Genomic DNA, 25,077 nt, shown 5'->3' with positions numbered 1-25,077 from the left:
GGATACCATGCCTCTGAAACACCGCACCTCCGATAACGTACCGGTCCGCAAGGCCGTTGGCGATATCAGCTATGCCTGGTCGGCGCAGACGCGCGGCGGGCGCGCGGTGATCCGGCTGATGGAGAATGCGACGGGCCGGGTGGGACTGATCAAACGCGCGCGGGGGTATGAGGATGATATCCGGGCGGGCCAGACCCTTTATTCGGTGATGGCGGAGCGGTATGGGCTGACCCTTGATGTAGTCAGCGGCAGTCTGGACATGATCCCGCGTGACGGGCCGGTGATCCTGATTGCCAACCATCCCTACGGTATCCTTGATGGGTTGATGCTGGGGCAGATACTGTCGCAATCGCGGGGGGATTTCCGGATATTGGCGAACGCGGTCTTCAACCGCGCGCCGGACCTGAACCGCACCCTGCTGCCGATCAGCTTTGAAACGACAAAGGAGGCGCTGGCGCTGAACCTCAAAACCCGGCGCACGGCGCTGGATTATCTGGCCGAGGGCGGTGCGGTTGGCGTGTTTCCCGGTGGCACCGTCAGCACGGGTGCGCGTCCTTTTTCAAGGCCCCTCGATCCGGTCTGGCGCAGCTTCACGGCGCGCATGATCGCGAAAAGCCGCGCAACGGTCGTGCCGGTCTGTTTTCACGGCCATACCAGCCGGTTGTTCCAGATCGCCAGCCATCTGCATTCGACCTTGCGGATGGGGTTGTTGATCAAGGAATTCCACCGACGTGTCGATACGCCCGTGCAGGTGTCCATCGGCGCGCCGCTGGGCAGGGACGTTCTGGATCCGCTGGCGCGCGACAGCAAAGCGATGATGGATTTCCTCCGAAAAGCCACGTATGAGTTGGCGCCATACCCGGTTGGCCCTGCCGATCTGGGGTTCGAATTCGAAGAACGGCATCGCGGCATCAGGTAACGCACACATGGCAGTAGGAATTTTCGACAGCGGCCTTGGCGGGCTGACCGTGCTGAGCGCCGTGCAAAAGCGCCTGCCGGAGGTGGATTTCGTCTATCTCGCGGACAGTGCGCATGCCCCATACGGCGTGCGCACCCCCGATGATATCTACAATCTGACGACCGCAGCCGTGCAGCGGCTGTTCGATGCGGGTTGTGATCTGGTCATTCTGGCCTGCAATACCGCGTCGGCCGCTGCATTGCGCCGCATGCAGGAAAGCTGGGTGCCTTCGGACAAGCGGGTGCTGGGTGTCTTCGTGCCGATGATCGAGGCGCTGACCGAACGGCAATGGGGCGACAATTCCCCGCCACGGGAGGTATCGGTCAATCACGTGGCGCTGTTCGCCACACCTGCCACGGTGTCCAGCCGCGCGTTTCAGCGCGAACTGGCCTTCCGCGCGATTGGTGTCGATGTTGAGGCGCAGGCCTGCGGTGGTGTCGTGGATGCCATTGAAGACGGCGACATGATCCTTGCCGAAGCCCTGGTGCAAAGCCACGTCGATGCGCTCAAGCGCAAGATGCCCGATCCGCAGGCGGCGATACTGGGCTGTACCCATTACCCGCTGATGCAGGAGGCCTTTCAAAAGGCGCTGGGCACGCAGGTGAAGGTGTTTTCACAAGCGGATCTGGTGGCGGAAAGCCTGGCCGATTACCTCAAGCGGCACCCCGAGATGCACGGCAAGGGGCAGGCGGCGTGCCTGACCACCGGCGATCCGAACCGTGTGAGCAACCGCGCGACACAATTCATGCGACGGGCATTGACCTTTACCGCCGCCTGAACATGACAAACGACCACCCTTGAAGGGATTCCACCATGACACATTCCATCGCCATTCTTGGCGCCTCCGGATACACCGGAGCAGAGCTGATCCGGCTTATCGCGGGTCATTCCTCCATGCAGATCAAGGCATTGGGGGCAAATTCAAAGGCGGGCCTGACGCTGGCCGAAGTGTTTCCGCACCTACGCCACATGGACCTGCCCGCCCTTCAGAAGATCGAGGATATCGACTTTGACGGCATTGGCCTGTGCTTTTGCGCGCTACCACACAAAACCTCTCAGGAGGTCATTGCGGCGCTGCCGAAAACGCTCAAGATCGTGGATTTGTCCGCCGATTTCCGGCTGCGTGACCCGGACGCTTACGAGAAATGGTATGGCAACCGCCACGCTGCAATGGCGGAGCAAGGCGAAGCGGTCTACGGCCTGACTGAATTCTACCGCGATGATATCCGCGGCGCGCGGCTGGTGGCGGGCACGGGCTGCAATGCGGCAACCGGGCAATTCGCACTGCGGCCATTGATCGCAGCAGGGGTGATCGGGCTCGATGACATCATCCTTGATATGAAGTGCGCCGTGTCCGGCGCGGGGCGTGCCTTGAAGGAAAACCTGCTGCATGCGGAGTTGTCAGAAGGCTATCACGCCTACGCACTGGGCGGCACGCACCGGCATCTGGGCGAGTTCGATCAGGAGTTTTCCCGCGTTGCAGGGCGGCCTGTTCAGGTGCAGTTCACACCGCATTTAATCCCTGCAAACAGGGGGATACTGGCCACTTGTTATGTCACGGGGGACGCGGAAGCGATCCATGAGACCCTGCGCGCGGCCTACGCGGATGAACCCTTTATCGAGGTCCTGCCGTTTGGCGAAGCCCCCAGCACGCACCACGTGCGGGGATCGAACTTTTGTCATATCGGAGTGACCGGGGACCGGATTTCGGGCCGTGCAATCGTTGTGGCGGCGCTCGATAACCTGACCAAGGGATCAAGCGGGCAGGCGTTGCAGAACGCCAACCTGATGCTTAATATAGCGGAAGGTGAGGGGCTGATGATGGCCCCGTTGTTCCCGTGAGACCATGAAGAACCTCAAGAAACAACGACGCATCCAGATTATCGCAGTGGCGGTGGTGGCGCTGATCGGGTCGACCGCGCTGATCGGCTATGCGATGCGCGACGGGATCAATTTCTTTCGTGCGCCCAGTCAGGTCGTTGCCGAACCCCCAAGCGCATCGGAGGTGTTCCGCATCGGTGGTCTTGTCGAAGAAGGGTCCTTGGTGCGGGGCGAAAGCAAGACGGTGCGGTTTTCCGTCACTGACGGTGGTGCTTCCGTCCCGGTGACATTCACGGGTGTCCTGCCGGACCTGTTTGAGGAAAATCAGGGCATGGTCGGCACGGGAAGTTACGTCAACGGTGTCTTTGAAGCCACTGAAATACTTGCCAAACATGATGAAACTTACATGCCGTCCGAAGTGGTGGATGCGCTGAAGGAACAAGGCGTCTTCGTCGATCCCGACGCCTGAAAGCGCCCCGGGCGCACGGTGCCCGTGCAACTTGTTAACAGCCTTTGAAGCAGCCTAGCCCCGTCATGCAAGACGAGGAGCGCTGCCATGCCGACAGTCCGGGAAATCGCGACCGAAATCGTCACCCGAGAGGGGGGATACGTGAATGATCCCGACGATCCGGGCGGTGCCACCAAATACGGTGTGACCATCCATACCATGCGGCGTCTGGGCCTTGATCTGACCGGCGACGGCCGCGTCGACGGGCGCGATGTCAGAAAGCTGAGCCGCGCGCAGGCCATCGACATCTTCATCAGGCACTACTTCGAGAAACCCGGCATTGCGACCCTGCCAAAGGCGCTGCAAGCCAGCGTTTTCGACATGTACGTCAACGCCGGGGCCAATGCCGTCAAGATCCTGCAACGCCTGCTGACCGATATGGGATTCACCCTCAAGGCGGACGGCAAGCTGGGTCCGCAGACAGCAAAAGCGGCGGATGACGCGATGCAGACGGAACCGGCGCTTGTGGTTGACGCCTACGGCATTGCGCGGCGCAATTACTACTTCCGGCTGGCCGACAAACGAAAGGCCAGCCGCAAATACGCGCGCAGCCGCGCCGGGGGCAAGGGCGGCTGGATAACACGGGCAGAGGCGTTCATCTCCGTCCGGTTTCATCTCAGCAACAGCGAATTCAGCAAACGGGTGGCATCATGGGGTTGATGGAACGGATATTGAGCCTTGTTTTCGGCGGCGGTCAAAACGTTGTGCGGGACACGGTCGAGGTCTTTCGCGAGAATGCCGAAGGCGGTGCGGTGCGCGCGTCGGAACTGCAGGGCAAGGCCCTGGCGCAGTTCGGGGCGGAGTTTGCCGTGGCGCGGCGCGGGCGGTTTGACCGTTTCATGGACGGGCTGAACCGCCTGCCGCGTCCGGCGCTGGCGCTGGGGACGCTGGGCCTGTTCATCTCTGCCATGGTCGAACCCTTGTGGTTCTCGGAGCGGATGCAGGGTATCGCACTGGTTCCAGAGCCGATGTGGTGGCTGTTGGGGGTGATCGTGTCGTTCTATTTCGGGGCGCGTCACCAATTGAAGGCGCAGGAATTCCAGCGTGATCTGGTCGGCTCCATCGGTTTTGTGCCGGAGGTGCTCAAGAATATCGAGGCGATCCGGGCGCTGGATACCGGGCATGATGCGGATGCCGACACCGCGCCAGCTGCCGCCGTGTTCAGTCGGGTTTCCCTTAGTCGCGACGTCGCCCTGCCTGCGGCGTCGCATCCAGATGCGAACGCGGCATTGGCGGAATGGAAGGCGGCGCGCGGGTGACTGCGACGCTTTGCGCACCAACGGTTGCGTGAGGTCTATGGCGCGGTGCTGATTCCGGCCCTATAACTGGGGCATGATTACAGAGCTTGGACATTTTGCCCTCATCCTGGCCTTTCTGGTCGCCATTGTTCAGATGATCGTGCCCATGATTGGCGCCCAGAAACGCTGGGGCGCCTGGATGGCCGTGGCAGAGCCTGCGGCGAACGCACAATTCGCGCTGACGCTGCTGTCTTTCGGGGCGCTGATGTACGCCTTCATCGTATCCGATTTCAGTCTGCAACTGGTCGTCGCAAACAGCCATTCCGCCAAGCCGATGCTTTACAAGATCAGCGGCACGTGGGGGAACCACGAAGGGTCGATGCTGCTTTGGGTGCTGATCCTGACGCTGTTCGGCGCGATGGCGGCATGGTTTGGCGGCAACCTGCCGCCGGGTCTGAAGGCGCGTGTCCTGTCGGTGCAATCCGCCGTCGCAGTTGCCTTCTTTGCCTTCATCCTTTTCACGTCCAACCCATTCACCCGACTGGCGACGCCGCCGTTTGACGGGCAGGATCTGAACCCGCTGCTGCAAGACCCCGGTTTGGCGTTTCACCCGCCGTTTCTGTACCTCGGCTATGTCGGGCTGAGCATGGCGTTCAGCTTTGCCGTGGCGGCATTGATCGAAGGGCGCGTGGACGCCGCATGGGGCCGCTGGGTGCGGCCGTGGACGCTGGCGGCATGGGTTTTCCTGACCATTGGCATCGCACTGGGGTCCTGGTGGGCCTATTACGAACTGGGCTGGGGCGGCTTCTGGTTCTGGGACCCGGTTGAAAATGCGTCTTTCATGCCTTGGTTGCTGGCTGCGGCCCTGCTGCATTCGGCCATCGTGGTGGAGAAACGTGAAGCGCTGAAAAGCTGGACGATCCTGTTGGCGATCCTCGCCTTCGGTTTTTCGCTGATCGGGACGTTCATCGTGCGGTCGGGCCTTTTGACCTCTGTCCATGCTTTCGCCAATGATCCTGAACGCGGCATCTGGATCCTGCTGATCATGGGCTTTTTCATGGGCGGCGCGCTGGTGCTGTTCTCCATCCGTGCGGGCGCGATGGAAGCAAAGGGCGTCTTTAGCCTGTCGAGCCGCGAAAGCGCGCTGGTGCTGAATAACCTGCTGTTGGCGGTGTCCTGTTTCGTGGTGTTTGTCGGCACCATGTGGCCGCTGGTGGCAGAGATGTTCTTTGACCGCAAGCTGAGCGTGGGACCGCCGTTCTTCAACGCGGCCTTCACGCCGTTCATGGTGGCGCTGGGGCTGATCCTGCCTGTCGGGTCTGTGCTGCCGTGGAAACGGGCGCGGCTGATCCGGGCGATGAAACCGCTGCGCTATGTCTTCGTGCTGGCGATTGCAGTTGGCGGGCTGGCCTTCGCCATGCAGACCGGGCGCAGCCTGATCGGGCCGATCGGCATGTTCCTGGCGGCCTGGATCCTGATGGGTGTGGTGATGGAACTGATCCAGCGCACCGGGCGAGGTGATAACCGCTGGGGCCGTCTGACGCGCCTGCCACGCGCCGATTGGGGCAAGGCGGTGGCGCATGGGGGTCTGGGCATCACCATGGCGGGTGTGGCCGGGCTGACGGCCTGGACCGTTGATGACATCCGCGTGGCGCAAATTGATCAGCCGTTCAGCGTGGGTAGGTACGAATTGACTCTGCAATCGGTGGAAGAAGTGCGCGGCCCGAACTATCTGGCGACGCGCGCTGAGATTCTGCTGACCCAGGGCGGGGACGTGGTGGCGCAACTGGTACCGGAAAAACGGTTCTACCCGGTGGCGCAAATGCCAACGACAGAAGCTGCCATCGACTATGATCTGGCGCGCGACGTTTACGTGGTGATCGGGGATCAGCAATCCGGGGGCGGCTGGACCGTGCGGACCTACATCAAACCGATGACGAACTGGATCTGGATCGGATCGGCGCTGATGGCTCTGGGCGGATTGCTCAGCCTCAGTGACCGGCGTTTCCGCGTGGCGGCCGGGGCGCGCAAGTCTTCGGCCACGCCGGTGCCCGCGGAATGAGACGTTTTGCGCTTATCCTGATGTTGCTGGCCACGCCCTTGGTCGCGGTGCAGCCGGACGAAATCCTTGAAGATCCGGTACTGGAGCAACGGGCGCGGGAATTGTCCAAGGGTCTGCGCTGTCTGGTGTGCCAGAACGAGAGCATTGATGAGAGCGACGCAAGCCTGGCGCGCGATCTGCGCCTGCTGGTGCGTGAACGGCTGGTGGCGGGGGATACCGATGAAGAGGCGGTGGATTTCATCGTTGCGCGATATGGGGAGTTCGTGCTTCTGAACCCGACCGTGACCGGGGCCAACTGGCTTTTGTGGGCGGCGGGGCCGCTGATGCTGCTGCTGGCGGGCGCTGGCGGGCTGATCTACGTGCGCGGGCGTGCGCGGGCCACCACACCCACCGAAACCCCGCTGAGCGCGGCGGAGCAGGCCCGGCTGGATGACATCCTAAAGCAATAGACGCGCGGCACATGACGTTCGGTTTCGCTGGTCCCGCGCGCGCCATTTGCTATCAAGGGGCAACCAACAAAGGATGCCTGACCCATGCAATACCAGACCATCACCTATGAGGTCTCTCAGGACGTCGCGGTCCTGACCCTGAATCGCCCGGACAAGATGAACGCCCTGACAACCCAGATGCGGGCAGAGATCCAGCATGCGGCCACCCAGGCCGGGTCGGATGCGCGGGTGCTGGTCATCACCGGCGCGGGCAAGGCGTTTTGTTCCGGGCAGGATCTGGGCGACCGGGCGAATGCGGCCTCCGTCGATTTGGAGCGGACCTTGCGCGACGAATATGTGCCGATGCTGCATGCGATCATCAACTGCCCGGTGCCGACCATCGCGGCGGTGAACGGCCCGGCGGCGGGGGCGGGGGCGAACCTTGCGCTGGCGGCTGACGTGGTTTTTGCAAGCGAGAGCGCTTACTTCATGCAGGCCTTCACCCGCATCGGTTTGATACCGGATGCAGGTGGCACCTATGCGCTGCCGCGCCAGATGGGCACCGCCAAGGCAATGGGGGCCGCGCTTTTTGCCGACAAGATCAGCGCGCGGCAAGCCGATGATTGGGGCATGATCTGGGAAGCGGTGCCTGACGCGGGTTTTGACGCCCATTGGAAGGCCAAGGCGGCGCATTTGGCCTCCGGCCCCACCGCCGCCTACCGCGCAGCCAAGGAAGCCATTCGCGGCTCCTGGGACAATACGCTGGAAGAACAACTGGCGCTGGAAGCGCGCGCGCAGGGCAAATGCGGCGCGTCACGGGATTTCAAGGAAGGTGTGATGGCGTTCACGCAGAAACGCCCCGCCCAGTTTGAAGGCCGCTGATCCGGTCGCCTCAGACGTAACGTTCGACCAGCAGCACGTCTTCGGCAGAGGGCGCAGGGCCTGCGGCCCGCGCCACGACAGCCACCGCGATGCCGTCCGCAAGCACGGTATGCACCGACCCTGAGATTTCCTTGATGGTGATTTCCGGCGGCGCTTGGCCCTTGTCAAAGACAACGGCCACACGGTCACATTTTTCCGTGGTGTCGGGCACCAACAGCCCCTGTGGATAGGGCGCGCGGCTGTCGTTCATCGGGTAGATCGCCGTGGCCGTGTCCCAGCGCAGGCCCGGCGCGATTTCTGGCTTGCTCATCGTCATGACCCCGGGCGGGACGGCCGCGTCCTTGCGGCCATACGGGCCTTTGCGGCCTGCCTCGTTTGTCGCACCAGAAGCAGCGCCACCCCAATCAGTCCCCCGGCAAAAATCCCGGTCCCATCCAATCCCAACATGATAAAAACCCCCAAACCAATGCTTAATGACTAGCGCTTGATGTTGGACCCGGTCAAGCATCGCAGGGCCATTGTCAGAGCCAGAGAAACAATGACATAATTTGGCCCCTTTTCCGTGCTCCGTGTTTCGGAGGACGAAAAGGAACTGTCAACAATAGGGGCGTCCAGCAATGATTGTTGAACGCTTGATCCGGGTTCTAATTCATTGATTCGGAACAGATGTTGTCAGGGAAGGGCAGGGCATGCAAACGCCCCGTGCATCACACGGGGCGGCAGCAGGGCGTCAGATCAAAGCCGCCGGATCAGCGGTTTTCGATATCCACGTAATCACGGGTTGTCTGCCCCAGATAGAGCTGGCGGGGACGGCCGATCTTGTTCTGCGGATCGGCGATCATTTCCTTCCACTGGGAAATCCAGCCCACTGTGCGCGACAGCGCGAAGATCGGCGTGAACATCGACGTCGGGAAGCCCATCGCCTCAAGAATGATGCCGGAATAGAAGTCCACATTCGGGAAAAGCTTCTTCTCCGCGAAATACGGGTCTTCCAACGCGGCTTTTTCAAGCTCCTTGGCGACCTGGAGGACCGGATTGTTGTCCACGCCCAGAAGTTCAAGCACCTCGTCAGCGCTTTCTTTCATGACAGTCGCGCGGGGATCGAAGTTCTTGTAAACCCGGTGGCCAAAGCCCATCAGGCGGAAGGGATCTTCCTTGTCCTTGGCGCGGGCGATGAATTCGGGGATGCGGTCGGGGCTGCCGATTTCCTTGAGCATCTCAAGGCAGGCCTGGTTCGCACCGCCATGGGCAGGCCCCCACAGACAGGCAATGCCCGCCGCGATGCAGGCAAAGGGGTTCGCGCCCGAAGACGACGCCAGACGCACGGTAGAGGTCGACGCGTTCTGTTCATGGTCGGCATGCAGGGTAAAGATGCGGTCCATCGCCCGGCTCAGGATCGGATTAACCACGTAATCCTCGGCTGGCACGGCAAAGCACATGCGCAGGAAGTTTGACGCGTAATCCAGATCGTTGCGCGGATAAACGAAGGGCTGACCGATGGTGTACTTGTATGCCATGGCGGCAATCGTGGGCATCTTGGCGATCAGCCGGATGGAGGCAACTTCGCGCTGCCAGGGATCGTTGATGTCGGTGGAATCGTGATAGAACGCGGACATCGCACCGACCACACCGACCATGACGGCCATGGGGTGCGCATCGCGACGGAAACCGCGGAAGAAATTCATCATCTGCTCATGCAGCATTGTGTGGTTCGTGACCCGGCTTTCGAAATCCTCTAGCTCCGCAGGGGAGGGCAATTCGCCGTAAAGCATCAGATAGCAAACTTCGAGGTAGTGGGACTTGCTGGCCAGCTGGTCGATCGGATAGCCGCGGTGCAGCAGGGTGCCTTCGATGCCATCGATATAGGTGATGGTACTGTCGCAGGACGCGGTCGAGGTGAAACCGGGGTCATAGGTAAACACATTCGCCTGCGCATAGAGCTTGCGGATGTCGACCACATCCGGCCCGGCGGTGGGCGAGAATATGGGCAGGTCATAGTCCTTGCCATCAATGGTCAGCGTTGCGGATTTCTTGCTCTCAGTCATGCGGTTCCTTCCCGTTGGTTGGATGCGGTGGCAGTGTGGCCGCCGCACCGGGTGGGTGGCCCTTGCGATGGGCCGCCCCGCGTCTTTGTCGTCTCCAGCGTTAACAGGCAGTGAACCAGACCTCAGTCTGCTGCTGCATCGCTCAGCCGGGCCAGTGTTTCGGTTTGTCCCAACACAAGCATCATGTCAAAAACCGATGGGGTCACAGCGCGCCCGGCAAGGGCCGCGCGAAGCGGCCCTGCAAGTTTGCCGAATTTGGTGTCATGGGCGGCCGCAAAGCCGTTCATCACCTCCTCCAGCGTCTCACGGTTCCAGCTAGCATTCTGCAACTGCGACGTCAATTCGTTCAGTATACCACGGGATACCGGATCAAGGTTCTTCGCAGCTTTCTCTTCCACCTCAATCGGGCGCGACGTCAGGATAAAGTGCGCCTTTTCAATAAGTTCCGGCAGCGTCTTGGCCCGCTCCTTGAGGCAGTACATCGCCCGTTCCAGCCCGTCCGCCTGGGCTGACGTAAGTGCAGGCTGGCCGCTGGCTTTCAAATATTCCTCACATTCTTGCCGCAATGCAGCGTCATCCGCGGCGGCGATATGCTGTCCGCAGATGTTTTCCAGCTTCTTGAGATCGAATTGCGCAGGGCTCTTGCGGATACCGTCCAGATCGAACCATTCCTGTGCCTGCGCATCGGTGAAGAATTCGTCGTCCCCATGGCTCCACCCCAGGCGCGCGAGATAATTGCGCATGCCTGCTGCGGGATAGCCCATCGCCTGATATTCCTGCGCGCCCAAGGCGCCGTGGCGTTTGGACAGCTTCTTGCCATCCGGCCCGTGGATCAGCGGGATATGCGCCCAGACCGGCACGTCCCAGCTCATCGCGGTATAGATCATCATCTGCCGGGCGGCATTGTTGAGGTGATCATCCCCCCGGATCACATGGGTCACGCCCATGTCGTGATCATCTACCACCACCGCCAGCATGTAGACTGGTGTGCCATCGGAGCGTAGCAGAACCATGTCATCCAGTTGCGAATTCTGGATGGTCACATCGCCCTGTACGGCGTCGCGGATCACGGTTGTGCCGTCAAGCGGTGCCTTGATGCGGATCACATAGGGCGCGTCCGGGTGGCTGTCCGGTGCGGCGTCGCGCCACGGAGAGCGGTAAAGCGTGCTGCGCCCCTCGGCCTTGGCTGCTTCGCGAAATGCGGTGATCTCTTCCTGCGTGGCAAAGCACTTGTAAGCCTTGCCGTGCGCCAGAAGGTCGCGTGCGACCTCTGCATGACGGGGGGCATTCTCGAACTGGCTGACAATGTCGCCGTCATGATCCAGCCCCAGCCACGCCATCCCTTGCAGGATCGCTGCCGTTGCCTCCGGCGTTGAACGGGCGCGGTCCGTGTCTTCGATCCGCAACAGGAATTTCCCACTCCGTCCGCGTGCATACAACCAATTGAAAAGCGCCGTGCGCGCCCCGCCGATGTGCAGGAAACCGGTGGGAGAAGGGGCAAAACGGGTCACGACGGGGGAAGACATCAGCGCAGGGTTCCTTGAGCAGAGGCAATGGGGCGGTGGCGTTTACCATTTGATAACCATGGTCCGCCTAGAGTTTGCGCCTGTCTATCCAGTGCAGGGAACGGGGGCAAGCATGGCCACGCAAGAGGTCATTATTGGCGGCGGCCTGCGCGGGCTGGCCGGTGTGATGCTGGCGCAGCGCGGTCATCTGATTGGCTGGGTGCCTGTGTGCCTTGCCGTCGGGATCGGCGGGTATTTCGGGCTTCGGGCCGAACCTGGGATGGCGCAATTCGCGGCGATTGCGCTGGGTGCCGTGGCCCTGTTGCTGGCGGCACGTCGGCTGGCGGAGCCTGTCTCCCCCCTGGCGGTGGGTACGGCGCTGTGCCTGATCGGATTCGTGATTGCAGGTGCGCGCACACACAGCCTGTCCGCACCGGTGCTTGGCTGGCGGTACTACGGTGCGGTGGAGGGGCGGATCGTGGCGATGGACCGCAGCGGGTCGGATGCGCTGCGGATCACGCTGGATCAGGTCCGGCTGGACCGTGTGCCGCCTGTCAAAACGCCTGCGCGGGTGCGCCTTTCCCTGCATGGCCCGGAGGGCATTACACCGGAGCCGGGATTGCGGGTCATGACCACCGGACACCTGTCGCCGCCGGGCGGACCGGTGGAACCCGGTGGCTTCGATTTTCAGCGCCACGCCTGGTTCGCGCGACTTGGGGCCGTGGGATACACCCGCGTGCCGCTGATGGGTGCGGCACCGGCAGAGGACGGGCAGGCCGGTCTGGCGGTGTTCCGCCTTCGCATGGCCGCATCGGCCCGCGTACAGGCCGCGCTGCCGGGTGACGTGGGCGGCTTTGCGGCGGCCATCACCACCGGGGACCGCAGCGCCATCAGTCAGCCCGCGCTGGACGCGCTGCGGGCCAGCAACCTTGCGCATCTGCTGGCCATTTCAGGCCTGCACATGGGCTTGCTCAGCGCGTTTGTCTTCGGGGCCTTGCGCCTGATGCTCGCCGCCATCCCGCACAGCGCGCTGCATTGGCCGACCAAGGGTATCGCGGCCGCAGGCGCGTTGATCGCCGCCACGGGGTATCTTGCGCTGTCAGGCGGCAATGTCGCGACGGAGCGGGCTTTCATCATGGTCGCCGTGGCCCTTGGTGCGCTGATGCTGGGGCGGCGGGCCTTGTCCCTGCGCGCGGTTGCGGTGGCGGCCACCATTGTGCTGGTTCTGCGGCCCGAGGCGTTGACGGGGCCGGGTTTCCAGATGTCATTTGCCGCAACCACTGCGCTGGTCGCGGTCTTCGGATGGTTGCGGGATTTCGAGGTAGCGGGCCTGCCGCGCTGGCTGCGGCCGGTGTTCGGGGTTTTCATGTCGTCGCTGGTCGCCGGATTGGCGACGGCACCGATTGCGGCGGCGCATTTCAATGCCATTGCCCACTACGGCCTGATTGCCAACCTCGTTTCCGTGCCGCTGATGGGGGTGCTCGTGATCCCGGCGGCGGTGGCGGCGGTTGTGTTGGCGCCCTTCGGGCTGGAAGTGCTGGGGCTTTGGATGATGGGCCTTGGCCTGCGTTGGATCCTGTGGGTCGCGCAAGGCGTGGCTGCATGGGATGGCGCGCGCGGCTATGTGGTCTCTCCGGGGCCCTGGGTCTTGCCGCTGCTGGTGCTGGGTTTCCTGCTGCTGGTGCTGTGGCAGGGACGCGGGCGGTGGGCCGGGGTGCCCTTGATGGGGCTTTCCTTTCTGCTTTGGCAGGGCGCGGAACGGCCGGATGTGCTGATCGCGGAGAACGGCACCTTGGTGGGCGTCATGACGGCGCAGGGGCGCGCGCTGAGCAAGCAGAAGGGGGCGGGTTTCGTGGCGCGCAACTGGCTGGAGAATGACGGCGACGGCAGCAGTCAGAAATGGGCCGCCGGGCGATGGTCAGACGGCTCGGTGGTCCATATTTCCGGCAAACGTGCGCTGGCAAAGGTGACGGGGTGCCGCAAGGATCAGATCATTGTCGTCAGCGTGCCTGCCGAAGTGTTGAAGACGCAAGGGTGCAACGTCTATGATCCGGAAAGGCTGCGCGACACCGGTGCGGTTGCGCTGCGCCGTGGGAAAGAGGGGTGGCAGATCACGACGGCGCGCCAAATGGCGGGTACACGCCCCTGGACCCATTGGCACGACGGGCCACGCAAATAGGGGCGGCGGGCCACCATCTGTGCGGGGGTTCGCGCGTCCGGGTTGATCAGTAGGTCCGGATCAGCCCAACCAGACGGCCCTGTACCTTCACCTTCTCTGACGGCAGCACACGGGTTTCATACGCGGGGTTAGCCGCCTCAAGCGCGATGGAGGCCCCGTTGCGGCGGAAGCGTTTCAGCGTCGCTTCGTGATCTTCGACAAGTGCGACGACAATGTCGCCATCGTCGGCCACAGACGTCTCCCGGATCACCACGACGTCGCCGTCGTTGATGCCCGCATCGATCATCGAATCACCTTTGACTTCAAGCGCATAGTGGCTGCCGGAACCTGCAAGCATGCCGTTTGGCACGGAAATCGCCTGCGCGGCATCGCTGATCGCCTCGATCGGGACACCGGCGGCAATCCGGCCCATCAGGGGCAGGTCCGTGGCACTGCCCGTTGAAACAGTCTGCGCCGCAGCGGGGGGCGCGGCATCGGGCTTGTCGCCTTCGATCACGCGGGGTGTGAACCCGGAAGGCCCGCCAAGGCTTTCCGGCAGCTTGACCACCTCGATGGCCCGCGCGCGGTGCGCCAGACGCCGAATGAACCCCCGTTCCTCCAGCGCGGTGATCAGGCGGTGGATGCCGGATTTGGACCGCAGGTCCAGCGCAAGCTTCATCTCATCAAAGCTGGGCGGCACGCCATCCCGCTGAACACGCTTATGAATAAAGGCGAGCAGGTCGAGTTGTTTCTTGGTCAGCACGGGCGGTCCTTCCGAACATGGTTTTGCTTTGTTCTATGGATGTTCCCGTTTTGTGTCAAGTCCGATCAAATGCTGAGGTATGCGACTGTGTCACCGATGCTGCGCGCGGGGTCATTGACCGGGCGCACCAGAAGCGCGTTGGCCTGTGACAGGATCCCCAGAAGGGAGCTGTCCTGGCTGTCTGCCGGGATGATGCGCCCCTCCGACACTTGCGCGCGCATGTAATGCGTACGCGGCCCATTCGCGGGCATGTCGCAGCCCAGCTCTGCGGCATGCGTCCTTGCGTGCACATCCGACAGGCCCAGCATGCGGCGCACCACCGGCAGGACAAAGATCACCCCGCAGACCATGGCCGACACCGGGTTGCCGGGCAGGCCGATCATCGCCGCATCGCCCATGCGTCCTGCCATCAGCGGTTTGCCCGGGCGCATGGCCACCTTGTAGAATGCCTGTTCCATGCCGCTTTCGGCCGCCACATCCGCCACCAGATCGTGATCGCCCACCGACGCGCCCCCGATGGTCAGGACCAGGTCAACACCGCGCGCCAGCCGGAATGCTTCCTTCAGGGAAGCCGCTGTATCGCGGGCGATCGGCAACATGCGCACCTCGGCACCCGCCGCGTCCAGCAGGGTGGCAAGGCCAAAGCTGTTGGAGGCGACGATCTGATCCGGGCCGGGGTCCTCGCCCGGCTGCACCAGTTCATCGCCGGTCGCCAGAATGGCGATGACGGGCTTGCGCGTCACCGGCACGCTGGCGTGGTTCATCGCGGCAAGCAGCGCGACATCGACGGGCCGCAACAGGCGCGGGCTGCTCAGGATGTCACCTTGCGAAAAATCGCCACCTGCGGGGCGGATGTTGTCCTTGGCCCCAACGGAAGGACCAAGCGTTATCAGGTCCCCGCGCCGGGTCACATCTTCCTGAATGACAACGAAATCCGCACCCTTCGGCACCGGCGCACCGGTGAAGATGCGCACCGCTTGCCCCGCGCGCACCTCGCCATCAAATCCGTGGCCGGCCGCGGCTTCGCCGATCACCTTGAACAGCGCGTCCGGTTCCACCTCATCCCCCCGCAGGGCATAGCCATCCATCGATGAGGCGGCAAAGGGCGGTTGGGTACGCCTTGCCGCCAGATCGCGTGCCAGCACCCGACCAGCCGCCGCGCGCAGCGGCACATCTTCGGCGGGCAGGGGCGTGACAAGCGCAAGAACTTTCTCAAGCGCCTCCTCGACGGGGATCATGGCGCCTCGTACCGGCCGGATTTGCCGCCATCCTTGAGCACCACGCGCGTGCCGCCGATCTCCATTCCCTTGTCGACCGCCTTGGCCATGTCATAGACCGTCAGCGCCGCCAGTGACGCGGCGGTCAGCGCCTCCATCTCCACCCCGGTCTGACCTGTCGTCTTGACGGTGGCCGTGATGCGCAAGCCGGGCAGATCGGCGTCAGGCTCCAGATCAACCGTGACCTTGCTGAGCGGCAGCGGATGGCACAGCGGAATAAGGCGCGATGTTTCCTTGGCGGCCATGATGCCCGCAAGTCGCGCAACGCCCATCACATCGCCCTTCTTGGCACGCCCTTCGGTAATGATATCAAAGGTTTCACGCTTCATCTTGATGTGGCTTTCGGCTACCGCGACACGTGCGGTTACCTCCTTGTCCGAGACATCGACCATATGCGCGTCGCCCTTGGCGTCAAAATGCGTCAGCATTACATGCCCCCCGGTGTCAGTGGCGCGCTCAGCAGGCTGCGCGTTGCCCTTTCGACATCCGCCTGCCGCATCAGGCTTTCCCCGATCAGGAAAGTGCGCGCGCCGTACATCGCCATATCCGCAAGGTCCTGCGCGGTGTTCAGACCGGATTCGCACACGATCATGCGTTCGGCAGGCACAAGCTTGGACAGTTGCCGCGTGGTGTCCAGCGTCGTTTCAAAGGTATTGAGGTTGCGGTTGTTGATGCCGATCAGGCGGCTGTCGAGCAGGGTCGCGCGCTCCAACTCTGCCGCGTCGTGCACCTCGATCAGCGCGTCCATGCCCCATTCGGTCGCCGCCGCTTCAAGCTCCTGCGCTTGCGCGTCTGAAACGGAGGCCATGATGATCAGGATGCAATCGGCCCCCAGCGCGCGCGCCTCGGCCACCTGATAGGTGTCATACATGAAATCCTTGCGTAGCGCGGGCAGGGCGCAGGCGTCACGCGCCTGTGTCAGAAACGCCTTGGCGCCTTGAAAGCTGGGCGTGTCGGTCAGCACCGAAAGACAGGTCGCACCGCCCTGTGCATAGGCTTCAGCCAGCGCGGCAGGATCAAAGTCTTCCCGGATCAAGCCCTTGGACGGGCTGGCTTTCTTGATCTCGGCGATCAGCCCGTACCCTTCGCGGGACGCTTGATGCAGCGCTTCGGCAAAGGGGCGCACGGGGCTCGCGGCACGCGCTTCGGCCTCGACCGTTTCAAGTGGCTTTTCGGCCTTGTCAGCGGCGATTTCCTCAAGCTTGTAGGCTTTGATCTTGTCTAGGATGGTCTGGGTCATGGTGCCTCCGGGTCGCCCCAGTTTATGCCGGGGTGGCCATGGGCCTGCAACCATGCATTCGTCTGGCTGAACGGGCGGCTGCCGAAAAACCCGCGATGCACCGAAAGCGGGGAAGGATGGGCGCTGGCCAGCTTGAGATTGCGGGTGCCATCGACCTGTGCCGCGGCCTTTTGCGCCGGGCCGCCCCACAACAGATAGACGCGCGGTGCGTCTGCCAGCCGTTCCAGCACCTGCTGGACCAACGCCGACCAGCCGATCTTTGCATGCGCCTTGGCCGCACCCTGCGGCACGCTGAGCGCGGTATTAAGCAACAAGACACCCTGATCGGCCCAGTCGCCCAGATCAGTGCGGCTGCGCTTGATCTCCAGATCGCTTTCGATTTCCTTGAAGATATTGCCCAGACTGTCCAGCCGCCCGCCAAACCCCTGCGGGATCGAAAACGCCAGCCCATCCGCCTTGCCTGGGGTGTGGTATGGATCCTGACCCAGGATGACGACGCGGGTCGCGTCCGGCTGGCAGCGTTCCAGCGCATGGAACATCGCCGTGCTTGGTGGAAAGATGGGGCGCGTCTCAGACTCAAGCGTCGCCGCAATACCGGGCCAGTCCTGCGTGAAGAACGGCAGGTCGCCCCATGCGCCCAGTCCAGCGGGGATCATTTGACGTGGGAGGCTTCGGCCACCTTGGTCAGGCATTCCCGCGCCGCACCTGAATCGATGCTTTCCCGCGCAATCTCCACCCCGGCCTTGAGGCTGCCCGTGGCGTCCGCCACAACCAGTGCTGCGGCGGCGTTCAGCAGCACCGCATCGCGATAGGCGGAGGTTTCGCCGTCCAGCAGGGCATTGAAATCGCGTGCGTTTTCTTCCGGTGTGCCGCCGACGATATCCTCGAAGGGATGCACGGGCAGTCCTGCTTCTTCGGGATGCAGTTCGAAATCGCGCACTTTGCCATCTTCCAATGCACTGACCCAGCTGATGCCGGTGATGGTCAGCTCATCCGTGCCGTCCGAGCCGTGAACCAGCCATGCTTTCTCTGATCCGAGGGCCTGCAACGTCTCCGCCATCGGGCGGATGAGGTCGCGCAGATAGGCCCCCGTCAATTGCCGTTTCACCCCCGCCGGGTTGGTCAACGGTCCGAGGATGTTGAAGATCGTGCGGGTGCCCAGTTCCGACCGGGTGGGCATTACATGCGCGATGGCCGGGTGGTGCATGGGGGCCATCATGAACCCAATCCCGGCTTCGGCCAGTTCCCGCTCCACCACCTTGGGGCCGACCATGACATTGATCCCCATCTGTCCCAGCGCATCCGCCGCGCCGGATTTGGAAGACAGGTTGCGGTTGCCGTGCTTGGCCACCGGCACGCCTGCGCCGGCAACCACAAAGGCCGTCGCGGTGGAGATGTTCAGCGTGCCCTTGCCGTCGCCGCCCGTGCCCACGATGTCCATCGCCCCCTCGGGTGCCTGCACAGCGTGGCATTTGGCGCGCATGACACTGGCAGCGGCGGCATATTCATCCACCGTTTCGCCGCGCGTGCGCAGCGCCATCAGGAACCCGCCGATCTGGCTGGGCGTCGCTTCGCCCTCGAACAGGATCTCGAACGCCTGTGCGGCCTGTGCGCGCGTCAGGGGCCCATTGGCCGCCGCATCGATCAGCGGTTTGAGGGTATCGCTCATGCGGGCACCTGCATCATGTCGGTGAAGTTCTTCAGCATCGCGTGGCCGTGTTCGGACCGGATGGATTCGGGATGAAACTGCACGCCGTGCAGGGGCAGGGTGCGGTGTTGCAGGCCCATGATCGTGCCGTCTTCAAGTTCTGCGGTAATCTCAAGGCAATCGGGCAGGGAGGCGCGTTCCACCATCAGCGAATGATACCGCGTCGCGGCAAAGGGGGAGGGCAGACCTGCGAAGACGCCCTTGCCGGTATGCTGCATCTGGCCCAGCTTGCCATGCACGATATCGCCCGCGCGCACGACCTTGCCGCCAAAGGCCTGCCCCAGCGTCTGGTGGCCCAGACAGACCCCCATCAGGGGGATGCGTGCCTGCGCCGCCGCGAGGGTCAGATCAAGGCAGATCCCCGCCTGATCGGGGTCGCAGGGCCCCGGAGACAGCAGGATACCGGCGGGCCGCATGTCAATCGCATCGGCAACGCTTAGCTGATCGTTGCGGCGCACGGTGACATCGGTGCCCAATTCGCCCAGATAATGGACAAGGTTGTAGGTAAAGCTGTCGTAGTTATCTATCAGGAGCAACACGTTCGAATTCTTTGGTCCGGGACGGCCTTTAAGGGTGGAGCAACTGCGCCTTGGCGCGCTATATCGCCTTACATGTTCAGGCTTGTCCGTCCGCGTCAAGGGCGCGGGCAATTGCAGGCCAAGATAAGGACAATAGGCCGCCAACGCGCGGCAGATGAGCAGGAGTGGATCGGATGGCACGCGGATTTCTGGCCGGTGTTCTTGGTGGTGGAGTGGTTTCGACATTCGTTTTGGGCGTGGTGTCAGCATTGGCCCCGCCCCTGACCCCGCCCGAAGTCGGCGATGCCGCCCCCGGCACGGTGCAAGCCCCGCAGCGGGTGACAGAGCCGGGCAGCGGCAAGACCCCCAGCACGCCTGATCGTGCGCCCGTCACACCAAGCGTCGCCCAGCAGGCGCTTGCCCCTGATCCTGATAACGTGGCAATGATCGACGAAAGCGCGCAGACACCTGCGGCGGTACCGACCACAGGCGGCGCAGAAAGCCTTGATCCCCCGGCAGACAGCACAGAGATCGCAAGCGCCCCGGACGCGGATGCGCCGGTGTTGCCAACACCGCAGGCCAATGCCCCTGTAGAGCCTGCGCCCGATACCGGGGCGACCATTCTGACAGAACCTGCCACGCCGCCCGCACCCCCGGCAGAAACCGATCAGACGGCGCTGACCGAAGACACCCAAGGCGAGACGCAGGCCACGGACGCAGCGGATGAACCGGTGACGGCAACCGCCGAAGGGGAGACAGACGCACCGACACCGGCACCACAAGCTGACGTCGCGCCCGTCACGGAGGCGGAGGCCCCTGATCCGGCGGCACAGACCGAAACTGCCGAAGCTCCGGCTCAACCGGCCGTCACGCCAGCGCCTGCCAAGGTGCCACAGATCGCCGAAGCAACGGACCCCGAGCCTGATACCGACACACCCGTGGAGGCCGAAGCAACGGCGCCCGCCGACGACACCGAGGTCGCAGTGGCGCGACCCGCCGTCGGGACCCCGGCGGCCTCCCTGCTGAACCGCGACACCGGGGTGACCATCAATCGCCCCCAGACAACCGACACCATTGACGGGACCGAACCATCGCAGGCGGATCCGGCGACGCCGGAGGGGCAAGCCACAGACAGCGCGCGTCCCGTCGATGTTTTCGCACAGCCTTTCGAAGTGGCCGAAGAACGGCCCTTGATGAGCATTGTGCTCATCGACGATGGCACGACACCCACGGCCGGGTCTGCCGGCATCGCCGCCCTGCGCAGCTTTCCCTATCCGCTCAGCTTTGCGGTGGACAGCAGCATGGACGACGCGGCAGAGCGGATGGCACTTTATCGTGCCGAGGGTTTCGAAGTGCTGGCGATGATCGACCTGCCGCCCGGCGCACAGCCGGTGGATGCGGAGACCACGCTCGGTGTGATCCTGCCGGCGCTGCCGGAGGTCGTAGGCGTGCTGGAGGGGACGGGCACCGGCTTTCAGGAAAGCCGCGATTTGGCCGATCAGGTCAGCGCCATCCTTGCCCAGACGGGCCACGGCTTGCTGACCCAGTCACGCGGGCTGAACACGATGGCAAAACTTGCACGCAAGCAAAACGTGCCCGCCGCACCGGTCTTCCGCGATTTCGACAATAATGATCAATCCGCCACCGTGATCCGGCGTTTCCTTGATCAGGCCGCGTTCAAGGCCGGACAGGAAGGGGCGGTGGTCATGCTGGGCCGCATGCGCCCCGATACGATCTCCGCGCTGTTGCTGTGGGGACTGCAGGACCGGGCCAGTTCGGTGGCGCTGGCACCTGTATCAGCGGTGCTGAAGCGGGAGCCCTGAGAACCGGCAGCCGTCGATGCGGTTAATGAACGGGTAGAAGCGCGCTTCATCCCGTCTTTGATCAGAATACATCTGTGCCATTTGCCGGTGCCGGGCAGTATTTTGGGTATGAGCAATGTCCTGCATGATGCAGCGCGTGGCGCTTTGCTCCTCTGCAGCCTCATTGAGGAACGACCATGATCGGCGTTACGGCATGCGAATGATCTGGCCGCCGTCCAGACCGATTGCCTGACCGGTCAGGAAGGCGGCAGCGCCCGACGCAAGATACCGCACCAATGCGGAAACCTCCGAGAATTCGCCAAGTCGCCCTGCGGGGATACGCGCTTGAGCGGAAGCGATCTGTTCTTTGGTGAATACGGCGCGGGCAAGGGGGCTGTTCATGAAACCCAGCACGATCGCATTGACGGTGATCCCTGGCCCCAACTCCACCGCAAGTGCCCGTGTCAGCGCGTCGAGCCCGCCCTTGGAGGCACAGAAGTTCGCAGCGTTCTCGCGACCGACATGGCTCGTGATGGCCGAAATGCTGATGATCCTTCCGCCGTCGATCTTTTCGGATTGCATCAATCGCACGGCTGATCGGCAACACAGGAATGCACCCTTGAGATTGGTCGCGATGACGGTATCCCAATCCTCTTCGGTCATTTCCGCAATTGGCGCGTCGCGGTTGATGCCCGCGTTGTTCACAAGGATATCCATTCCGCCCATTCGGACCTCGATGTCGTCAAACATGCCCTGAACCTGCTGGCCCACTCCCACATCCGCCTGAACGGCGAAGGCATTGCCCCCCGCAGCAGTAATCCCGGTCACCACTTCATCCGCCAAATCGGCTGAGCGTTGAAAGTTCACTGCAACACGCGCGCCCCGGGCCGCGAAATCCTCGGCAAGGGTGCGGCCTATCCCACGGGACGCACCTGTAACAAGCACGCGCTTTCCAGAGAAATCCTGTATCATGTCGACCTCATTCGATGGTTTGTGATCGCCGCGATCATACCACGAATTGCCAAACCCGGCCCGCTGACCCAGCAGTCGCTACGATGTGCAAGCATCCAGCGGCACCGTCGCCCGTGCGGTCGCATCCATCACGCCGCTTTGCATCCCGCCGCCCAACGCCACGCGCAGGCTGGCCCCGGCGATCTCCGACCCGGTCACGGTGATCTCGCGCCCGCCTCCGGTGTCGTCCACATCGACGGTAAAGGCGACATCGGCCCCTGCCGCCAACCCGCTCAGGCGCAAACGCACCGCGGTGTCACCGTCAAGCACGCGGGGCACTTCGATCAGCGCATCGGCACCAGCGACCACCTCGAACGGCTGGAACACCTGCACACCCGCCCCCGCGCCCGTGACGTCGAAGATCAACCCGGCTGGGGCGGTGCCCAGATCAAGCGTGACCACCATCGCGGGCAGCGCGCAATCGCCGGTGTTTGTCAAGGTAAAGCGGTCCTTGGGCGCGCCTTCCTCAAAGCGGACGGTCAGGTCGGCAGCGGCGGCGGTGGCGCTCAGCATCAAGGTACAAAGGGTCAGGCGGATCATCAGGGCTCTCCTTGGTTGTCACAAGGGTAGCCCGCAGGCGTGATCCAGCAAGCCTCAGATGATTTCGTCCTCGTCAAACATCGGGTCGCTTTCCAGCTGGCTGGCCAGATCATCCACCGTTGCCTCATCCGCGCGCGGCGAAAGCCGCGCCAGATGAAAAACCGCATCACCCTCGTTGACCACGGGCAGGATCGCCCGGCCGATCAGAATACCATCAGTGTCCGCCAGCAGATCGGTCTCGGCCGCGCCGAAGGGATCGGAAACGCTGGCCAGCAGATCGCCTTTGCCAACCATTTCGCCCTCCGCCCGAAAGGTGCGCAGCAGGCCACCCGCAGGGGCGCGCAGCCAGTGGGAGTTGGTGCAAAGATGTGGTGCCGACTTGGCCTTCGCGATGCCCTTTGCAGGCAACATGTCTTGCCCGCGCATCACCCGCAGGATGCCCGCCACGCCCGCGCGCACCGCCATCTCGTCAAACCGCAAGCCTTCACCGGCTTCATACAGCACAACCGGCACGCCATTGCGTGCGGCAACGGCCCTCAAGGACCCATCGCGCAGGGGGGATGTCAGCACCACAGGCGCGCCAAAATCCATCGCCATCTTACCGGTGATCACATCACCCGGAGACACCCGCACCTGCGGCAGGTTCGTCCGGTGGATCGCGGCGGAATGCAGATCCACGCCGAAATCACAGCGCAGCACCACGTCATTGAGAAAGATATGTGCCAGCCGGGAGCCAAGCGAACCGGAGGGATGCCCCGGAAAACAGCGGTTCAGATCCCGCCGGTCCGGCAGGTACCGCGAGCGGCTGAGAAACCCATAGGAATTCACGACCGGGATCACCATCAAGGTGCCCCTGAGCGCGCTGAGTTGCGGGGAGCGCAGCAAGCGGCGCACGATCTCCACCCCGATCACCTCGTCGCCGTGCACCGCCGCACTGACGAACATCGTGGGGCCCGCGCGTTTGCCGTGCAGCACTTCGATAGACAGGCCAACTGGCGTATGGTCGGGCAGGGTGGACACGGGCAGGGTGACGGAGGCGCGGGTACCGGGGGCAATGATCTGGCCGTTGATTTCAAAGGACTTCTGCGTCGGCACGCTTAGTTCCGCCCCGACCCGTCAAACCGCGCCGCATCCGCTGCCGCGCGCCGGATCGCGCCGGATTTGTGCACGGTTTCCATGTATTCGGCTTCCGCGTCGCTGTCATAGACCACGCCGCCGCCCGCCTGAATATAAAGCGTGTCATCCTTGATCACGGCGGTGCGCAGAGCGATGCACATGTCCATGTCGCCGCCCGCGCTGAAATACCCGACGCCGCCGCCATAGACGCCACGTTTTTCCGGCTCCAATTCGTCGATGATTTCCATCGCGCGGACCTTGGGCGCGCCAGAGACGGTGCCGGCAGGCATGCCCGCAAAGAAGGCATCAAGCGCATCCTTGTCCTCGTGCAATTCCCCCACGACGTTGGAGACGATGTGCATCACGTGGCTGTAGCGTTCGACGATGAATTCCTCGGTCGGGCGCACGGTGCCGATCTTGGCCACCCGGCCCACGTCATTGCGGCCGAGATCCAGCAACATCAGATGCTCCGCCAGTTCCTTTTCATCTGCCAGCAATTCCGCTTCCAGCGCGCGGTCTTCTTCAGGCGTTGCCCCGCGTCGACGGGTGCCGGCGATGGGGCGAATGGTGACTTCCCTGCCGAACACCCGGACAAGGATTTCAGGCGATGCACCAACCACATGGAAGCCGCCGAAGTTGAAATAGAACATGAACGGCGACGGGTTTGTGCGCCTGAGCGAGCGATAAAGCGCAAACGGGGGCTGGGTGAACCCCTGCGCCCAGCGTTGGCTTGGCACCACCTGAAAGATATCGCCCGCCACGATGTAGTCGCGCGCTTTTTCCACCGCCGCCTTGTACCCCTTGCGGGTGAAGTTCGACACAGGTTCTGCTGCCTCGCCCTCATCGCCAAGGCTGCGGGTTGCGGCGGGCATGGCGCGTTCCAGATCACGCACCGCGTCCATCACCCGTTCGGCGGCCTGAGCATAGGCCGCGCGTGCGGACTGACCGTCCGTGACCCATGCAGGCGACACCACGGTAACCTCGCCCTTCACCCCGTCCAGCACCGCCACCACGGAGGGCCGCAGCATCAGCGCATCGGGCAGGCCCAGCGGATCGGGGTTCACATCCGGCAGATGCTCTACCAACCGGATCATGTCGTAACCAAGGTATCCAAACAGCCCTGCCGCGGCTTGCGGCAAGTCCTCCGGCAGGTCCACGCGGCTTTCGGCAATCAGGTCGCGCAGCACATCCAGCGGATTGCCCGGCACATCCTCGAACGCATCCGCATCAAAGCGGGCGGCGCGGTTGATGGCGGATGTCTCTCCCCGGCAGCGCCAGATCAGATCAGGTTTCATCCCGATGATCGAATAGCGCCCGCGGACGTCCCCCCCGGTCACACTCTCCAGCACAAAGGCATTCTCTGCCGCCCCCGTCAGCTTGAGCATCAGCGACACGGGTGTGTCCAGATCTGCGGCCAGACGGGTATAGACGACCTGATGCTTGCCTGCGGCATAAGCCGCCTCGAAGGTTTCGAATTCAGGGGTCAGTGCCATGATG

Annotated in this window: 25 protein-coding genes; 11 read left to right on the top strand and 14 right to left on the bottom strand. The window is 63.2% G+C overall.

Annotation, left to right across the window (positions count from 1 at the left end):
- The first annotated feature begins 7 nt into the window (after positions 1-7).
- From AB4X18_RS20040 to AB4X18_RS20000, 9 genes are all read left to right on the top strand, one after another.
- Positions 8-919, top strand: a complete 912-nt coding sequence (locus AB4X18_RS20040) for a lysophospholipid acyltransferase family protein (protein WP_432816956.1) — start codon at positions 8-10, stop codon at positions 917-919.
- A 7-nt stretch (positions 920-926) separates the two neighbouring features.
- On the top strand, positions 927-1,736 hold the full coding sequence (gene murI, locus AB4X18_RS20035) for a glutamate racemase (protein WP_370401721.1): 810 nt from the start codon (positions 927-929) through the stop codon (positions 1,734-1,736).
- Between the two features lie 35 nt (positions 1,737-1,771).
- Positions 1,772-2,800, top strand: coding sequence for an N-acetyl-gamma-glutamyl-phosphate reductase (gene argC, locus AB4X18_RS20030; protein WP_370401720.1), 1,029 nt, complete (start codon positions 1,772-1,774; stop codon positions 2,798-2,800).
- 4 nt (positions 2,801-2,804) lie between these two features.
- A complete protein-coding gene (gene ccmE / locus AB4X18_RS20025) occupies positions 2,805-3,248 on the top strand; it encodes a cytochrome c maturation protein CcmE (protein ID WP_370401719.1) in 444 nt (147 codons plus the stop codon).
- Between the two features lie 87 nt (positions 3,249-3,335).
- The gene (locus AB4X18_RS20020; protein ID WP_432816955.1) at positions 3,336-3,947 is read left to right on the top strand and encodes a holin-associated N-acetylmuramidase; all 612 of its coding nucleotides are present in this window, start codon (positions 3,336-3,338) and stop codon (positions 3,945-3,947) included.
- Positions 3,938-4,546: a holin family protein gene (locus AB4X18_RS20015; protein ID WP_370401718.1), complete on the top strand. Its 609-nt coding sequence runs from the start codon at positions 3,938-3,940 to the stop codon at positions 4,544-4,546. Before AB4X18_RS20020 ends, AB4X18_RS20015 begins: the two co-directional genes overlap by 10 nt.
- A gap of 73 nt (positions 4,547-4,619) precedes the next feature.
- The gene (locus AB4X18_RS20010; protein ID WP_370401717.1) at positions 4,620-6,587 is read left to right on the top strand and encodes a heme lyase CcmF/NrfE family subunit; all 1,968 of its coding nucleotides are present in this window, start codon (positions 4,620-4,622) and stop codon (positions 6,585-6,587) included.
- Positions 6,584-7,036 (top strand): cytochrome c-type biogenesis protein, encoded by a 453-nt coding sequence (locus AB4X18_RS20005; RefSeq protein ID WP_370401716.1) that lies wholly within the window; start codon positions 6,584-6,586, stop codon positions 7,034-7,036. The genes AB4X18_RS20010 and AB4X18_RS20005 overlap by 4 nt, the downstream gene beginning before the upstream one ends.
- Positions 7,037-7,120: 84 nt before the next feature.
- Positions 7,121-7,897, top strand: coding sequence for an enoyl-CoA hydratase-related protein (locus AB4X18_RS20000; RefSeq protein ID WP_370401715.1), 777 nt, complete (start codon positions 7,121-7,123; stop codon positions 7,895-7,897).
- A gap of 10 nt (positions 7,898-7,907) precedes the next feature.
- Here AB4X18_RS20000 and AB4X18_RS19995 read toward each other — a convergent pair whose 3' ends face one another.
- The 3 genes from AB4X18_RS19995 to gltX all read right to left on the bottom strand — a co-directional run bounded on the left by AB4X18_RS19995 (position 7,908) and on the right by gltX (position 11,468).
- A complete protein-coding gene (locus AB4X18_RS19995; RefSeq protein WP_370401714.1) occupies positions 7,908-8,207 on the bottom strand; it encodes a hypothetical protein in 300 nt (99 codons plus the stop codon).
- A gap of 439 nt (positions 8,208-8,646) precedes the next feature.
- Positions 8,647-9,942 carry a citrate synthase gene (locus AB4X18_RS19990; RefSeq protein WP_370401713.1) on the bottom strand — a complete coding sequence of 432 codons (1,296 nt, stop codon included), beginning with the start codon at positions 9,940-9,942 and terminating at the stop codon, positions 8,647-8,649.
- A gap of 122 nt (positions 9,943-10,064) precedes the next feature.
- Complete coding sequence (gene gltX, locus AB4X18_RS19985) at positions 10,065-11,468, bottom strand: glutamate--tRNA ligase (protein ID WP_370401712.1); 1,404 nt, start codon at positions 11,466-11,468, stop codon at positions 10,065-10,067.
- A 112-nt stretch (positions 11,469-11,580) separates the two neighbouring features.
- Between gltX and AB4X18_RS19980 the strand changes: the two genes are divergently transcribed.
- Positions 11,581-13,626, top strand: a complete 2,046-nt coding sequence (locus AB4X18_RS19980; RefSeq protein WP_432816954.1) for a ComEC/Rec2 family competence protein — start codon at positions 11,581-11,583, stop codon at positions 13,624-13,626.
- Positions 13,627-13,672: 46 nt separating this feature from the next.
- Here the strand turns inward: AB4X18_RS19980 and lexA are convergent, their stop codons facing one another.
- From lexA to AB4X18_RS19945, 7 genes are all read right to left on the bottom strand, one after another.
- Positions 13,673-14,368 carry a transcriptional repressor LexA gene (gene lexA, locus AB4X18_RS19975; protein WP_370401709.1) on the bottom strand — a complete coding sequence of 232 codons (696 nt, stop codon included), beginning with the start codon at positions 14,366-14,368 and terminating at the stop codon, positions 13,673-13,675.
- A gap of 65 nt (positions 14,369-14,433) precedes the next feature.
- A complete protein-coding gene (locus tag AB4X18_RS19970) occupies positions 14,434-15,606 on the bottom strand; it encodes a molybdopterin molybdotransferase MoeA (protein WP_432816953.1) in 1,173 nt (390 codons plus the stop codon).
- Positions 15,603-16,073 (bottom strand): cyclic pyranopterin monophosphate synthase MoaC, encoded by a 471-nt coding sequence (gene moaC / locus AB4X18_RS19965; RefSeq protein ID WP_370401708.1) that lies wholly within the window; start codon positions 16,071-16,073, stop codon positions 15,603-15,605. Before moaC ends, AB4X18_RS19970 begins: the two co-directional genes overlap by 4 nt.
- Complete coding sequence (gene trpC, locus AB4X18_RS19960) at positions 16,073-16,885, bottom strand: indole-3-glycerol phosphate synthase TrpC (protein ID WP_370401707.1); 813 nt, start codon at positions 16,883-16,885, stop codon at positions 16,073-16,075. The genes moaC and trpC overlap by 1 nt, the downstream gene beginning before the upstream one ends.
- Complete coding sequence (locus AB4X18_RS19955) at positions 16,882-17,541, bottom strand: uracil-DNA glycosylase (protein ID WP_432816952.1); 660 nt, start codon at positions 17,539-17,541, stop codon at positions 16,882-16,884. The genes trpC and AB4X18_RS19955 overlap by 4 nt, the downstream gene beginning before the upstream one ends.
- The gene (gene trpD, locus AB4X18_RS19950; RefSeq protein ID WP_370401706.1) at positions 17,538-18,554 is read right to left on the bottom strand and encodes an anthranilate phosphoribosyltransferase; all 1,017 of its coding nucleotides are present in this window, start codon (positions 18,552-18,554) and stop codon (positions 17,538-17,540) included. Before trpD ends, AB4X18_RS19955 begins: the two co-directional genes overlap by 4 nt.
- Complete coding sequence (locus AB4X18_RS19945) at positions 18,551-19,132, bottom strand: anthranilate synthase component II (protein ID WP_370401705.1); 582 nt, start codon at positions 19,130-19,132, stop codon at positions 18,551-18,553. The genes trpD and AB4X18_RS19945 overlap by 4 nt, the downstream gene beginning before the upstream one ends.
- 173 nt (positions 19,133-19,305) lie before the next feature.
- Here AB4X18_RS19945 and AB4X18_RS19940 point away from each other — a divergent pair, with 173 nt between their 5' ends.
- Positions 19,306-20,934 (top strand): divergent polysaccharide deacetylase family protein, encoded by a 1,629-nt coding sequence (locus AB4X18_RS19940; RefSeq protein WP_370401704.1) that lies wholly within the window; start codon positions 19,306-19,308, stop codon positions 20,932-20,934.
- 186 nt (positions 20,935-21,120) lie between these two features.
- Here the strand turns inward: AB4X18_RS19940 and AB4X18_RS19935 are convergent, their stop codons facing one another.
- The 4 genes from AB4X18_RS19935 to trpE form a co-directional block, all read right to left on the bottom strand.
- Positions 21,121-21,885 (bottom strand): SDR family NAD(P)-dependent oxidoreductase, encoded by a 765-nt coding sequence (locus AB4X18_RS19935; RefSeq protein ID WP_370401703.1) that lies wholly within the window; start codon positions 21,883-21,885, stop codon positions 21,121-21,123.
- A gap of 78 nt (positions 21,886-21,963) precedes the next feature.
- A complete protein-coding gene (locus AB4X18_RS19930) occupies positions 21,964-22,464 on the bottom strand; it encodes an aggregation factor core (protein WP_370401702.1) in 501 nt (166 codons plus the stop codon).
- Between the two features lie 54 nt (positions 22,465-22,518).
- Positions 22,519-23,559: a succinylglutamate desuccinylase/aspartoacylase family protein gene (locus AB4X18_RS19925; RefSeq protein ID WP_370401701.1), complete on the bottom strand. Its 1,041-nt coding sequence runs from the start codon at positions 23,557-23,559 to the stop codon at positions 22,519-22,521.
- 2 nt (positions 23,560-23,561) lie between these two features.
- Positions 23,562-25,073 (bottom strand): anthranilate synthase component I, encoded by a 1,512-nt coding sequence (gene trpE, locus AB4X18_RS19920; RefSeq protein ID WP_370401700.1) that lies wholly within the window; start codon positions 25,071-25,073, stop codon positions 23,562-23,564.
- Between the last annotated feature and the right edge of the window lie 4 nt (positions 25,074-25,077).

Origin of the sequence: Sulfitobacter rhodophyticola, assembly GCF_041281685.2 — a bacterium.
Taxonomy (GTDB): Bacteria; Pseudomonadota; Alphaproteobacteria; order Rhodobacterales; family Rhodobacteraceae; genus Sulfitobacter.
Note: the sequence above shows the minus strand (reverse complement) of the source record. Positions and strands in the feature narration are given on the sequence as shown.

Coding starts and splice junctions, on each gene's coding strand:
- AB4X18_RS20040 (WP_432816956.1), top strand. CDS start 8: ATGCCTCTGAAACACCGCACCTCCGATAACGTACCGGTCCGCAAGGCC.
- murI (WP_370401721.1), top strand. CDS start 927: ATGGCAGTAGGAATTTTCGACAGCGGCCTTGGCGGGCTGACCGTGCTG.
- argC (WP_370401720.1), top strand. CDS start 1,772: ATGACACATTCCATCGCCATTCTTGGCGCCTCCGGATACACCGGAGCA.
- ccmE (WP_370401719.1), top strand. CDS start 2,805: ATGAAGAACCTCAAGAAACAACGACGCATCCAGATTATCGCAGTGGCG.
- AB4X18_RS20020 (WP_432816955.1), top strand. CDS start 3,336: ATGCCGACAGTCCGGGAAATCGCGACCGAAATCGTCACCCGAGAGGGG.
- AB4X18_RS20015 (WP_370401718.1), top strand. CDS start 3,938: ATGGGGTTGATGGAACGGATATTGAGCCTTGTTTTCGGCGGCGGTCAA.
- AB4X18_RS20010 (WP_370401717.1), top strand. CDS start 4,620: ATGATTACAGAGCTTGGACATTTTGCCCTCATCCTGGCCTTTCTGGTC.
- AB4X18_RS20005 (WP_370401716.1), top strand. CDS start 6,584: ATGAGACGTTTTGCGCTTATCCTGATGTTGCTGGCCACGCCCTTGGTC.
- AB4X18_RS20000 (WP_370401715.1), top strand. CDS start 7,121: ATGCAATACCAGACCATCACCTATGAGGTCTCTCAGGACGTCGCGGTC.
- AB4X18_RS19995 (WP_370401714.1), bottom strand. CDS start 8,207: ATGAGCAAGCCAGAAATCGCGCCGGGCCTGCGCTGGGACACGGCCACG.
- AB4X18_RS19990 (WP_370401713.1), bottom strand. CDS start 9,942: ATGACTGAGAGCAAGAAATCCGCAACGCTGACCATTGATGGCAAGGAC.
- gltX (WP_370401712.1), bottom strand. CDS start 11,468: ATGTCTTCCCCCGTCGTGACCCGTTTTGCCCCTTCTCCCACCGGTTTC.
- AB4X18_RS19980 (WP_432816954.1), top strand. CDS start 11,581: ATGGCCACGCAAGAGGTCATTATTGGCGGCGGCCTGCGCGGGCTGGCC.
- AB4X18_RS19970 (WP_432816953.1), bottom strand. CDS start 15,606: ATGATCCCCGTCGAGGAGGCGCTTGAGAAAGTTCTTGCGCTTGTCACG.
- moaC (WP_370401708.1), bottom strand. CDS start 16,073: ATGCTGACGCATTTTGACGCCAAGGGCGACGCGCATATGGTCGATGTC.
- trpC (WP_370401707.1), bottom strand. CDS start 16,885: ATGACCCAGACCATCCTAGACAAGATCAAAGCCTACAAGCTTGAGGAA.
- AB4X18_RS19955 (WP_432816952.1), bottom strand. CDS start 17,541: ATGATCCCCGCTGGACTGGGCGCATGGGGCGACCTGCCGTTCTTCACG.
- trpD (WP_370401706.1), bottom strand. CDS start 18,554: ATGAGCGATACCCTCAAACCGCTGATCGATGCGGCGGCCAATGGGCCC.
- AB4X18_RS19940 (WP_370401704.1), top strand. CDS start 19,306: ATGGCACGCGGATTTCTGGCCGGTGTTCTTGGTGGTGGAGTGGTTTCG.
- AB4X18_RS19935 (WP_370401703.1), bottom strand. CDS start 21,885: ATGATACAGGATTTCTCTGGAAAGCGCGTGCTTGTTACAGGTGCGTCC.
- AB4X18_RS19930 (WP_370401702.1), bottom strand. CDS start 22,464: ATGATCCGCCTGACCCTTTGTACCTTGATGCTGAGCGCCACCGCCGCC.
- trpE (WP_370401700.1), bottom strand. CDS start 25,073: ATGGCACTGACCCCTGAATTCGAAACCTTCGAGGCGGCTTATGCCGCA.